This is a genomic window from Embleya sp. NPDC056575 (assembly GCF_042793325.1).
Classification (GTDB): domain Bacteria; phylum Actinomycetota; class Actinomycetes; order Streptomycetales; family Streptomycetaceae; genus Embleya.
On the sequence record NZ_JBHTVA010000004.1, the window covers coordinates 37774 to 51744 of the forward strand.

Consider the following 13971-nt stretch of genomic DNA (forward strand, 5'->3'; position numbering starts at 1 on the left):
CGGCGGGCCGCTCAGTCCCCCGTCGACACGCCCAGTTCGTCGTCCAGCGCCCGGAACAACTCGTCGTCGCCGACGTCGGCCAACGCGCCCTCGTCGTCCGTGTCCGCCTCGCCGACCGGTGTCGTGCGGTCCCACACACGCAGCAGACTCCGCAACCGGGACCCGATCCGGGCATGCTCCTGCCGGTCCACCCCGGTCCGCGTCAACAGCGCCTCCAGGCGGCGCAGTTCCTCCGCCAACACCTCCGCCTCGCCGGGCGCGGCCTCGGGCGTCAGCAGCAGGCCCACCCTGGCCGCCAACGCCGCCACGTTCGGGTGGTCGAAGACGATCGTGGTCGGCAGCCGCAGTCCCACCCGGGCGGAGAGCCGATTGCGCAACTCCACGGCCGTCAGCGAGTCGAGCCCGAGGTCCTGGAGTCCGCGTCGCGTGTCCACGGTGCCGGGATCCGGATGGCCGAGTACGTCCGCGACCTCCTGCCGGACCATGTCGATCAGCACCGAATCGCGCTGCTCGCCCTCCAGACCCGCGAGCACCGGCCCCGCCGGCCCGGCCGCCTCGCCGGCGTCCACCGCGCGGCTTCGCACCGGCGTGCGCACGGCCCGGCGCAGGATCGTGGGCAGCCCCGGGAGCCCGGATTCGTCCGCGCCGCCGGAGGTGTCCAGCCGCGCCGCGACCAGCGTGGGCTCACCCGCGCCCAGGGCGGCGTCGAACAGCGCCAGCCCGGCGGCCGCGGACATCGGCGCGATGCCGGAGCGGGCCAACCGGGCCCGGTCGACGTCCCCGAGCGCACCCGCCATCCCGCCCTGGTCCCACAGTCCCCAGCCGATCGACAACGCGGGCAGCCCCTCGGCGGCGCGTTGTCCGGCCAACGCGTCCAAAAACGCGTTGGCGGCGGCGTAGTTCGCCTGCCCCGGCGTGCCCACGGTGGCCGCGATCGAGGAGAAGAGCACGAAGGCCGACAGGTCCCGTCCCTCGGTCAGGCGGTGCAGGTTCCAGGCCGCGTCCGCCTTCGGCCGCAGCACCACGTCGAGCCGGGGCCCGGTCACACCGGTGAGTACGCCGTCGTCCAGGACACCGGCCAGATGTAGGACGGCCGTCAGCGGATGCGCGGCCGGCAGTGTGTCGAGCAGCCCTGCCAACGCCTCGGCGTCGCTCGCGTCGCACGCCGCCATCGTCACCTCGGCCCCCGCCTCGGCGAGTTCGGCGAGCAGGTTCCGCGCGCCCGGGGCCTGCGGTCCGCGGCGGCCGACGAGCAGCAGGTGACGCACGCCGTGCGCGTGTACCAGGTGTCGGGTGAGCAGTGTGCCCAGGAGCCCGGTGGCGCCGGTGACCAGGACGGTGCCCTCGCTCGGGAACGACACCGCCTCGCCTCGGGCCGGTTCGGGACGCCGCGCCACCAGGCGGGGCGCGTACGGTACCCCGCCGCGCACCGCGATCTGTGGCTCCGGCGACGCCGCGGCCGCTTCGATGCCGTCCGCGGTCTCGGCTCCCGCTTCGAGATCGAGCAGGGTGATCCGGTCGGGGTGTTCGGCCTGTGCGCTGCGCACCAGTCCCCACACGGCGGCGACGACCGGATCCGCCACCTCATCGGGATGCACCGCCACTCCCCCGGACGTCAGCACGACCAGGGGCACGTCGGACGCGGCGTCGTCGCCGAGCCATTCCGTCAACCGCTCGACCGCGTTCAACGCCGCGGCGCGGGTCCGCGCGGGCGGTGCGCCCCGGCCGGCCGTCGACGGCGAGCGCAGGTCCACGACGGCGGCGGGCCGGTCACCGCGTCCGGCGAAGCCCGCCACCGGATTCCACTCGACCCGGTACAACCCGGCGCCGTCCGCGCGGGCCGGGCCGAGTCCGTCGGCGGGCAGCGCGCGCAGCAGCAGCGCTTCGGCTCGGGCGATCGGTTTGCCCTGTCCGTCGGCCAATTCGACGCCGACGGAGTCCTTTGCGACGCCGGGCGCGATCCGCACGCGGGCCTCGACGGCACCACTCGCGTACAGTTCCACCCCGCTCCACGAGAAGGGCAGGCGCACCCGGTCCGCCCGCTCCGGCCCGGATTGCGGATCGTCGAGCGCGAGCGGTCGCAGGGCGGCGTCCAACAGTGCGGGGTGGATCCCGAACGTCCGGGCCTCCGGCGCGGTCTCGGCGGGCAGCCGAACCTCGGCGTAGATGCTTCCGTCCGGGTGCCGCCACACGCCCCGCACCCCCTGGAAGGCGGGCCCGTAGTCCACGCCCGCGTCGACCAACCGCCCGTCCAGGTCCCGGGGATCGAGCGGTGTCGCTCCCGGCGGCGGCCACGCGGCGGTGAGTGTCGTGTGCGGCCGCGCCGTGTCCGTGACGGGGCGCGGCGCGAGTACGCCGTCGGCGTGCCGCGTCCAGGCCGGCGTGTCGAGCCCGACCGACGCGCCCTCGGGGCGGCTGTGCACGGTGATCGAGTGCCGACCCGCCTCCAGGGCCCGAACCACCACCTGCAGCCGCACGGTGCCCTCCTCCGGGAGGATCAGCGGTGTGTGCAGGGTGAGTTCCTCGATCAGGGCGCAGCCCACCCGCTCCCCGGCACGCGTGGCCAGATCGACCAGCGCGGAGGCGGGCAGCAGCGCGAGGCCGTGCAATCGGTGGTCGCCCAGCCAGGGCCGGTCCGCGAGCGAGAGTCGCCCGGTCAGCAGGAGTTCGCCGCCGTCGGCGACCTCGATGGCCGCGCCGAGCAGCGGGTGGTCCGCGGTGTCCTGCCCGGCCGCGGCCGCGTCGGTGGCGGCGGGCTGGTCGAGCCAGTACCGCGTGCGCCGGAACGCGTAGGTCGGCAGCGGGATCGGCCGGGCCCCGCGCCGGGCGAGCGGTACGGCCCAGTCGACGGCGCCTCCGCGCAGGTGTACCTCGGCCAGCGCCCGGGTCAGGGTGTCCCCTTCCGGCCGACCGGCGGCCAGCACCGCGACGGATGTGGGCCCCTGCTCGTCGAAGGTGTCCCGGACCATCGCGGTGAGGACCGGGTCCGGGCCCAACTCCAGGCAGGAGTCGACGCCGTGCTCGCGCAGGGCGTGCAGCCCGTCGTGGAAGCGGACCGTTTCCCGAACGTGCCGCACCCAGTGTTCGGGGGAGGCGAGTTCCTGCGGGGTCGCGATCCGGCCGGTGAGATTGGAGACCACGGGGATGGCCGGGGTGCGGTAGTCCACACCCTCGGCGACCCGGCGAAACGCCGCCAGGATCGGGTCCATGTGCGGCGAGTGGAACGCGCGGCCGACCCGCAGCCGCTTGGTCCGTATCCCCTGCGCCCGGAACGTCCGGGCCAGGGCCTCGGCGGCCTCGGCGTCGCCGGAGACCACCACCGCCTCGGGGCCGTTCACCGCGGCCAGGCTCAGCGACCCGGCGTACGCGTCCAGGTGGGGGCGCACGAGGTGTTCGGCGGCGCCGATGGCGACCATCGCGCCGCCCTCGGTCGCGCTGTGCATCAGCCGTCCGCGCGCCTCGACCAGGACGCACGCGTCCCGCAGCGACAGCACCCCCGCGACGTGCGCGGCGGTCAGTTCGCCGAGCGAGTGGCCGATCACCGCGTCGGGGGTGAAGCCGAAGTGCTCCACCAGCCGGTACAGCGCGGTCTCCAGGGCGAACAGCGCGGGCTGGGCGTAGCGGGTCGATTCGAGCAGGGCCGCCTGTGGGCTGCCGGGTTCGGCGAACACCACCTCGCGTAGGGGGTGGTCCAGGAGCGGGTCGAGTTCGGCGCGGACCGCGTCGAAGGCCGCGGCGAACACCGGCTCGCTCTCGTACAGTTCCCGGCCCATGCCGAGACGTTGGCTGCCCTGGCCGGTGAACAGCACGGCGGTGCGGCCGGGCGGCCCGGCCACGGCCCGCAGTACGTCGGGCGAGCGTTCGCCGCCGGCCAGCGCGCTCAGGCCCCGGAGCAGTTGCGCGTGGTCGGTGCCGACGACGGCCGCGCGGTGTTCCAGGAGCGAGCGGGTGGTGGTCAGCGACAGCGCGATGTCGGCCGGGTGCCGCTCGGGTTCCTCGGCCAGCCACTCCAGCAGCCGTTCGGCCTGGGCCGGCAGCGCCTCGGCGGTGCGGGCGGACAGGATCCACGCCGACGTCGCGGGGTCGGGGTCCGCGCGCGGCGGGGCCGGTCGCGGGTCCTGCGCGGCCTGCTCGACGATCACGTGGGCGTTGGTGCCGCTGATCCCGAAGGAGGACACCGCCGCACGGCGGGGGCGGTCCGAGGCGGGCCACGGCTGTTCCTCGGTGAGCAGGCGGACCGTCCCGTCGGACCAGTCGACGTGCGGCGACGGCCGGTCCGCGTGCAGTGTGCGGGGCAGCAGGCCGTGCCGCATCGCCGACACCATCTTGATCACCCCGCCGACGCCGGCGGCGGCCTGGGCGTGACCGATGTTGGACTTGAGCGAGCCCAGCCACAGCGGCCGGGCGTCGGTGTGCTCGCGGCCGTAGGTGGCCAGGATCGCCTGGGCCTCGATCGGGTCGCCGAGTGTGGTGCCGGTGCCGTGCGCCTCGACCGCGTCCACGTCGGCGCCGCTGAGCCCCGCCGCGGCCAGCGCCTGCCCGATCACCCGCTGCTGCGAGGGGCCGTTGGGCGCCGTCAAGCCGTTGCTGGCGCCGTCCTGGTTGACCGCCGTGCCGCGTACCACGGCGAGCACCGGGTGTCCGTTGCGCCGGGCGTCCGAGAGGCGTTCGACCAGCAGCATGCCGACGCCCTCGGACCAGCCGGCGCCGTCGGCGTCCGCCGAGAACGACTTGCAGCGGCCGTCGGGCGCCATCCCGCGCTGACGGCTGAACTCGATGAACACGCTCGGCGTCGCCATCACCGTCACCCCGCCGGCGAGCGCGAGCGAGCACTCCCCCTGACGCAGTGCCTGTACCGCCAGGTGCAGCGCCACCAGCGAGGACGAGCAGGCGGTGTCGACGCTGACCGCCGGCCCCTCGAGGCCGAAGGTGTACGCGACGCGGCCGGAGGCGACGCTGTGCGCGCTGCCGTTGCCCAGGTATCCCTCGAAACCGGCCGGCGCCTGCCTGATCCGTGAGCCGTAGTCGTTGTACATCACGCCGACGAACACCCCGGTACGGCTGCCGCGCAGCGACGCGTGCGGGATTCCCGCGCGTTCGAACGCCTCCCAGCCGGTTTCCAGGAGCAGGCGCTGCTGGGGGTCGGTGGCCAGTGCCTCGCGCGGGCTGATCCCGAACAGGTCGGCGTCGAATCGGTCCGCGTCGTGCAGGAAGCCGCCTCGGGTGGAGTAGCTCTTGCCGGCCCGGTCGGGGTCCGGGTCGAACAGTTCGGTCGTGTCCCAGCCGCGTCCGCGCGGCCATTCGCCGATGGCGTCCACGCCGCCGGCCACGAGCCGCCACAGGTCCTCGGGGGAGGTGACGCCGCCCGGGTAGCGGCACGACATCGCGACGATCGCGATGGGTTCGTCGGCCCACTCGGCGGGTCGTGTCGACGCTGTCGCCCCGGCCGGGGCCGGCTGTGCGTCGACGACCGACTCCGCCAGGTGGCGGGCCACCGCGTCCGGGGTGGGATGGTCGAAGACCAGCGTCGCGGACAGCCGCAGTCCGGTCGCGGCGGCGAGGCGGTTGCGCAGTTCCACCGACGTCAGCGAGTCGAAACCGGCCTCCTTGAACGCCCGTGCGCCGTCGACGCGACCGGCGTCGGTGTGCCCGAGCACCGTGGCCACGTTCGCGCGGACCAACTCGCCGATCTCGGCGAGCCGATCGGCCGGCGCCAACGCGGCGACGCGGCCGGCCCAGGTACCCTCGGCGCCCCCCGGGGCGGCCCGCCGTGCGGGGATGCGCACCATCTCGCGCAGTACGGCCGGAAGCAGCCCGGCGACGGCCTGGGCACGCAGCGCCGACCGGTCCAGGACTGCCGCCACCGGTGCGGGCCGGTCGCCGCGCAGCGCCGCGTCGAACAGTGCGAGGCCCCGGTCGGCGGGCAGCGCGGCGATGCCGTTCCTGGCCATCCTGGCCGTGTCCACCCGATCCAGGTGGGCGGTCATCCCGCCGGCCTGCGCCCACAGGCCCCACGCGAGCGACAGCACCGGGCCGCCTGCCCCGTCGTGGTGGGCGAGCGCGTCCAGGAACGCGTTCGCGGCGGTGTAGTTGCCCTGCCCGGCGCTGCCGAGCGTCGCGGTGACGGAGGAGAACAGCACGAGCGGCACACCGTCGAGCCGGCGGGTCGCCTCGTACAGCCACCACCCGGCGTCGACCTTGGGCCGCAGCACCGCATCGACCCGCTCCGGGGTGAGCGCGTCGATCGTGGCGTCGTCCAGGACACCCGCGACGTGCACGACGGCGCTCAGCGGGTGCCCGGCCGGGATCCCCGCGAGCAGCGCGGCGAGTTGCCCACGGTCGGCCACGTCGCCGGCCACGACGTCGACCTCGGCGCCCGCTTCGGCGAGTTCCGACACCAACTCGCCCACGCCGGGCGCCTGCCCACCGCGCCGGGCGGCCAACACCAGTCGGCGCACGCCGTGTTCGGTGACCAGATGCCGTGCGGTCAGTGCGGCGAGGGTGCCGGAGCCGCCGGTGATCAGTACGGTGCCGGCCGGATCGAAGCGAACCGGCGGGTGCTCCGGCTCCGGCCCGGACGCGGTGGCTCGGACCAGCCGGGGCACCCGGACCGTCCCCGCGCGCAGGGCAAGTTGCGGCTCGTCGAGGTCCGCGAGCGCGCCGGCCAGGCCCGCGGCGGACGCCTCGTGGTCGTCCAGATCCAGCAGTACGAACCTGCCCGGCTGCTCGGCCTGCGCGGAGCGGAGCAGGCCCCACACCGCCGCGCCGGCGAGGTCGCGCACGCGGTCGTCGGCGCCGGTGGCCACCGCACCCCGCGTCACGACGACCAACCGGGCCTCGGCGAAGGCGGGTTCTCGCAGCCACGCCTGCGTCCGCGCCAACACCTGCCGCACGACCGCGCCCACACGCGCCGGGACGTCGAGGCGCGGATCACCCTCGGGCACCGCGAACAGCACCGCCGCCGGGAGCACGGCTCCGGCACCGACGGACTCGGCCAGCGCGGCGACGTCCGGGTACCGCACGGGTGGTTCCGTTTCGGTAACCGCCGCCGCGAGCACGGCCGTTCGCGGCTCGTCGGCCCCGAGCACCGCCCAGGACCCGGGTGGTCGGCCTCCGCCGCCGGACCGGGCCGGCCAGTCCAGGGCGTACAGGTCGTCACCGGCCGATACCGCCGCCAACCGCCCCGCCGGCAACGGCCGCAGTGCGAGCGAGGCCACCGTGGCGACGGGTGTGCCGTCGGTGTCGAAGACGTCCACCCGCAGCGTGTCGGTACCCGTCGGGCTCAGCCGCACCCGCAAGGCCGCGGCCGTCGAACCGTGCACGCGCACCCCGCTCCACACGAAGGGCAACCGGGGTGATCCCGGTCGGGTCGAGGCGTCGTCCGCCGGCACGAGCCCGGCGTGCAGGGCCGCGTCGAACAGCGCCGGGTGGAGCACGAAGGCCGGTTCGGCGTCGGCGTCCTCCTCGGTCCGCTCGATCTCGGCGAACACGCGGTCCCCGAGCCGCCAGGCGGCCCGTACCCCCTGGAAGACGGGCCCATAGCCGTAGCCCGTCGCGGTGAGGTCACGGTAGAGCGCGTCGATGTCGAGCGCTCGCGCGTCCGCCGGGGGCCAGGTGTCGATCGGTGCCGCGGCCGGGCCGGGGTCGTCGGTGGATTCCGGCTCCACGATCGCCGTGGCATGCCGGGTCCAGGGCACGTCGGCCGCGGCATCGCGCTCGGCCGGCTCGGACCGGGAGTACACGCTCACGACTCGCCGCTCGTCGTCCTCGCGCGGCGGCTCGACCACGAGTTGCAGCTGCACCGCCCCGGCGCCGGGCAGCGGCAAGGGCGCCTCCAGGGTCAGCTCGGCCACCCGATCACACCCGACCCCGGCACCGGCGAAGACGGCCATCTCGACGAAGGCCGTCCCCGGAATCAGGACGGTCTCGTGTACCGCGTGGTCGGCGAGCCAGGGATGGTCGGCCGTGGACAGCCGCCCGGTGAGCACGAGCGCGCCGGTGTCGGCGATGTGCACGGCGGCGTCGAGGAACGGGTGACTCGTCGTGCCCCGGCCCGACCCGCCCGTGTCGCGCCGTCGGGGCGCGGTGAGCCAGAAGGTGTCCCGCCGAAACGGGTAGGTGGGCAGGTCGCCGTCCGGCACGGCGGAGGTCGGCGCGATCGCGTCGGCGCCGAGTACGTGGGCATGCGCGAGGGCGATGTGCCATTGGCGCAGATCGCCCTGCCCTCGGCGCAGGGTGGCGACGGTGGCGGCCCGGACGCCCGGAGTGCGCGCCTCGATGGTTTCGTCGACCGCAGCCGTCAGTCCCGGGTGCGGGCTGGTCTCGATGAAGAGCGTGTGTCCGTCGGTGAGGAGGGCTTCGACGGTTTCCTGGAAGCGGACGGTGGTGCGGAGGTTGGTGTACCAGTACTCGGGGGTGAGGTGGGTGCCGTCGATGGGTGTGGTGGTGACGGTGGAGTAGAGGGGGATGGTGGTGGATTGGGGGGTGATGGGGGTGAGGTCGGTGAGGATTTGTTGGTGGAGTGGTTCGACGTGGGGGCTGTGTGAGGCGTAGGTGACGGGGATGCGGCGGTGGCGGATGTCGTGGGTTTCGCAGTGTGCCTGGAGCTGGTCGAGTGTTTGGTGGTTTCCGGAGACGACGGTGGAGTGGGGGCCGTTGAGGGCGGCGATGGTGAGGTGGGGGTGGTGGGTGAGGAGTTGTCGGGTGGTGTGTGGGGGTTGGGCGATGGAGAGCATGCCGCCGTGGGTGGTGAGGGTGGTGATGGCTTGGGAGCGGAGGGCGATGATGCGGGCGGAGTCGTGGAGGGTGAGGGCTCCGGCGATGTGGGCGGCGGCGATTTCGCCTTGGGAGTGGCCGATGACGGCGTCGGGGTGGATGCCGTGGTGTTCCCATAGGCGGGCGAGGCTGATCATCATGGCCCACAGGGCGGGTTGTACGACGTCGACGCGGTCGAGGGAGGGGGCGTGGTCTGCTGCGGTGACGACGTCGATGAGGTTCCAGTCGACATAGGGCGCGAGAGCGTCCGCGCACTCGCCCAGCGCGCGGGCGAACACGGGTGAGGTGTCCAGGAGTTCGCGGGCCATGCCGGGCCATTGCGAGCCCTGACCGGGAAAGACGAAAACGGTCTTGCCGGGGTGGGTGGTGTCGTGGACGAGGGCGGGATGGGGGGTGTGGGTGGTGAACGCGTCGAGTGCGGCCGTGAGTTCGTCGCGGTCGTGGGTGACGATGGCGGCGCGGTGTGGGAACGCGGCGCGGGTGGCGAGGCCGGCGGCGACGCGGGCGGGGGTCAGGCCCGGGTGTGTGTCCAGGTGGGCGCGCAGGCGTTCGGCGTATGCGTGCAGGGCGTGCTCGTCCTTGGCGGAGAGCGTGATCACGGCCGGGCCGGGCGGGTTGTCGGGGTCGGTGGTGTCGGTGGGGGTGGGGTCGCCCTGTTCGAGGACGAGGTGGGCGTTGGTGCCGCTGATCCCGAACGAGGACACCGCGGCGCGTCGCGGCCGGTCCGGGGTACGCGGCCACGGCCGGGACTCCGTCAACAGGGAGACCGCGCCCGTGTCCCAGTCGACGTGCGGTGTCGGCTCGTCCACGTGCAACGTCGCCGGCAACACCTCGTGCCGCAACGCTTGGACCATCTTGATCACACCGGCGATCCCGGCCGCGGCCTGGGTGTGCCCGATGTTCGACTTCACCGACCCCAACCACAACGGCCGCCCGGGATCACGGTGTTGGCCATACGTGGCCAACAACGCCTGCGCCTCGATCGGATCCCCCAACGCCGTCCCGGTCCCGTGCGCCTCCACCACGTCGACCTGATCCGCCGTCAACCCCGCACCCGCCAACGCCGCCCGGATCACCCGCTGCTGCGACGGCCCGCTCGGCGCCGTCAAACCATTGCTGGCACCGTCCTGGTTGACGGCCGAACCCCTGATCACGGCGAGCACGGTGTGACCGTTGCGTTGGGCGTCCGAGAGGCGTTCGAGCGCGAGCATGCCGACGCCCTCTGCCCAGCCGGTGCCGTCGGCGGCGCCGGCGAACGCCTTGCAGCGGCCGTCCGCCGACAGGCCCTGCTGTCGGCTGAACTCGATGAACATGCCGGGTGTCGCCATCACGGTCGCGCCGCCCGCGAGTGCCAGGTCGCATTCGCCGTTGCGCAGCGCCTGGCTCGCGAGGTGCATCGCCACCAGCGACGACGAGCAGGCGGTGTCGACGGTGATCGCCGGACCCTCCAGACCCAACGTGTACGCGACCCGCCCGGACGCCACACTCGTGGTCGTGCCGGTGAGCAGGTGGCCCTCGTGCCCCCGGGCGGGTTCGTGCAGCCTCGGGCCGTAGTCCTGGGCGGTCGCGCCGACGAAGACCCCGGTACGGCTGCCGCGCAGCGAGTCGGGGGTGATGCCGGCCCGTTCGACCGATTCCCACGCGGTCTCCAGGAGCAGCCGCTGCTGCGGGTCCATCGCCGCCGCCTCGCGCGGCGAGATCCCGAAGAAGCCCGCGTCGAAGTCCCCCGCGTCGTGCAGGAAACCGCCCTGCCGCGTGTAGGTCTTGCCGGTCCGGCCCGGTTCCGGATCGTACAGATCGTGCAGATCCCAGCCCCGGTTGTCGGGAAGGTCCCCGATCGCGTCGACGCCGGCGGCCACCAGTTCCCACAGGCGCGCGGGCGAGTCGGCGCCGCCGGGGAATCGGCAGGCCATCGCGATGATCGCGATCGGCTCGTCGGCACCGCTCGGGCCGCCGCCGGCCACGTGTTCGGGCCCGGTCCGCGACGACGGGTCGCCGAGCAACGCGTCGACCAGGTAGCGGGCCACGGCTACGGGGGTCGGGTGGTCGTAGACGAGTGAGGCGGGCAGCGGCAGACCGGTCTCGGTGCCGAGCCGATCGCGCAGTTCGACGGAGGTCAGCGAGTTGTGACCGTGCTCCTTGAAGGAAAGCTCCGGCTCGACGGACTCGCCCGCGTCGTACTCCAGCACCTCGGCCGAATGCCGGCTTACCAGTTCGACGACGAGCGCCCGGCGCCGTTTGTCGTCGAGGGGGCGCAGCCGACGCACCCACTCGCCCCGGGCACCGGTCTCCTCGGCCTCGTCACCATGGTCCTGTTCGGGATCGACCGGATCGACCGCGCCGACGGGGTCGAAGGCTTCGCCCGGCACAACCGCGCCTCCGTCGACACCCGGTCCCGGCGTGGCGGCCGCGGGCACCGACCCGCCCACCCAGTGGCGCCTGCGTTGGAAGGCGTACGTGGGCAGTTCCACTCGCCGGACCGGCTCGCCGCCCAGCAGTGGGCTCCAGTCCACGGGGACGCCCGCGCCGTGTACGCGGGCGACGGCGCGACCGAAGGCGATCGATTCCCGCTGTCGTGCGGCAAGGGTGCCGATCAGCAACTCACCGGCGCCGTCCGCGGCGAACGTGTCCTTCGCCAGGCCCGTCAGCACCGGGTCCGGGCCGAGTTCGACGAAGATGCCGACGCCCAGTTCGCGCAGCGTGCGCAGACCGTCGTGGAAACGCACCGGTTCGCGAACGTGCCGTGTCCAGTAGTCGGGTGAGCGCAGCAGTTCGGCGTCCGCGAGTCGGCCGGTGACGTTCGAGACCACCGGGATGGTCGGCTCGTGATAGGCGATGCTCGCGGCGACCTCGCGGAACTCGGCCGACAGATCGTCCATGTGGTGCGAGTGGAACGCGTGACGGACCGCCAGTCGTTTGGTCCTGACGCCCAATTCGCGGAATCGAACGGCGAGTTCCTCTGCGGCGTCCGCGTCGCCCGAGACGACGACCGCCTCGGGGCCGTTGACCGCCGCCAGGCCGAGGGTGTGCGGGTGATCCCGGAGCGCCGCCAGCACCGTCTGCTCGTTCGCGTTGATCGCGAGCATCGCACCACCCTCGCGGGCGCGCTCCATGAGCCGGCCCCGGGTCGCGACGAGAAGACACGCGTCGTCCAGGGTCAGCACGCCGGCCGCGTGCGCGGCGGCCAACTCCCCCACCGAGTGACCGATCAGGTGCCCGGGACGCAGCCCGAAGGACAGCGCGAGCCGGAACAGCGCGATCTCCAGGGCGAACAGCGCGGGCTGGGTGTAGGCGGTCCGGTCGAGCAGTTCGGTGTTTGTTTCCCCGAACATGACCTCGCGCAGCGGCACGTCCACGTGCGGGTCCAGCCGTGCGCGGATCTCGTCTATCGCGTCGGCGAACACCGGGAAGGAGGCGTACAGTTCACGTCCGGCGCCGGCCCGTTGGCTGCCCTGACCGGTGAACAGGAAGGCCGTCGAGCCGGTTGCGACGCCGGTACCGCGTACCGCTCCCGCGCCGGTGCGGCCGGCCGCGAGGGCGGTCAGGCCGCGGAGGAGTTCGTCGCGGGTGGTACCGACGGCGACCGCCCGCTGCTCGAACGCGGTGCGGGTTTCGAGCAGTGAGTGCGCCACGTCCACGGGGTCGACGTCCGGGTTCGCCTCGACGAGTTCGGCGAGGCGGGCCGCCTGTCCGCGCAGCGCGGCGGCGGTGCGGGCGGACAGCGGCCACGCGAGCAGCCGCGGCCGCGCCGGCCGGGTGCGGGGGGCGCGGGCGACGGGTTCGGGAGCGCCGGCGAGCACGAGGTGGCAGTTGGTACCGCCCATGCCGAACGACGACACGCCGGCCAGGCGGGGCCCGGACGTATGGGGCCAGTCGGTGATGTCTGTCTGCACCCTCAGGCCCAGCCCGTCGAGGGGGATGTCCGGGTTGGGGGTGCGGAAGTTCAGGCTCGCGGGGATGCGTTCGTGGTGCAGGGCGAGTGTGGTCTTGATCAGGCCGACGATTCCCGCGGCGCCTTCGAGGTGCCCGACGTTGGTCTTGGCCGAACCGACGAGCAGGGGGCGCGCGGGGTCGCGGGTCGCGGCGAAGACCGCGCCGAGGGCCGCCGCCTCGACGGGGTCGCCGACGGCCGTACCGGTGCCGTGCAGCTCCACGTAGTCGACGTCGGCGGGGGTGATGCCGGCTCGGGTGTGGGCGAGTCGGATCACCTCTTCCTGGCCGGCGCTGCCGGGCACGGTCAGGCCGGGGCCCGCGCCGTCGTTGCCGACTGCTCCGCCGAGGATGACGCACAACACGTCGTCGCCGTCGGCGGTGGCGTCGGCGAGGCGCTTGAGGACGACGACGCCGCCGCCTTCGCCGCGGACGTAGCCGTTGGCGCGGGCGTCGAAGGTGTAGGAGCGGTTGTCCGGGGAGAGGCCGCCGAACCGGTCCACCGCGAGGGTGCTCTCCGGCGCGAGGATGAGGTTGACCCCGCCCGCGAGTGCCATCGACGACTCGCCCTTGCGCAGGCTTTCGCACGCCTGGTGCACCGCGACCAGTGCGGACGACTGCCCCGAGTCGACCACCAGGCTGGGGCCGTGCAGGTCGAGCGTGTAGGAGACGCGGTTGGCGATGATGCTGCGGTGCAACCCGGTGGAGGTGTGTGCGCCGATCGCGGCCGGTCCGAGGCGGTGCACCACGGTGGCGTAGTCGTCGAGGATCGCTCCGATGAACACCCCGGTGCGGCTGCCTCGGATCCGGTCCGGGATCCGGCCCGCGTGTTCCAGCGCCTCCCACGCCAGTTCCAGGATCAGCCGCTGTTGCGGGTCCATCGCCGCCGCCTCGCGGGGCGAGATGCCGAAGAAGCGCGCGTCGAAGGTCTCCACGTCTTCGAGGTATCCGGCCTGCCGCGCGCGGATCGCACCCGTCGCGGCGCCGGCCCGATCGGGTGGTCCGGCCGGGTGCCGGCGTGCCTCGGGGGCGTCGCCGATGGCGCTCACGCCGTCGCGCAGGAGTTCCCAGAACGATCTCGGGTTCGGGGCACCCGGGAATCGACACGCCAGTCCGACCACCGCGATCGGGCCCTCTCCGGCCACCGCCGGGCGGGTGTGGGTGTCGGTGCCGGCGGAATGCATGTCGTTCGCCATGGGGCGTCCTCACACTGTGCTCGGTGGAACCGGTCATTGCGCACCGGTCCGACGGTGGGCGCGGCCGGCG

At 73.9% G+C, this 13971-nt stretch carries 1 protein-coding gene; it reads right to left on the reverse strand.

Annotated elements, in window-relative coordinates; genetic code table 11:
* Window positions 1-11: 11 nt before the first annotated feature.
* A complete protein-coding gene (locus tag ACFRCG_RS04070; protein WP_380028528.1) occupies window positions 12-13901 on the reverse strand; it encodes an SDR family NAD(P)-dependent oxidoreductase in 13890 nt (4629 codons plus the stop codon).
* Between the last annotated feature and the right edge of the window lie 70 nt (window positions 13902-13971).

Coding starts and splice junctions, on each gene's coding strand:
- ACFRCG_RS04070 (WP_380028528.1), bottom strand. CDS start 13,901: ATGGCGAACGACATGCATTCCGCCGGCACCGACACCCACACCCGCCCG.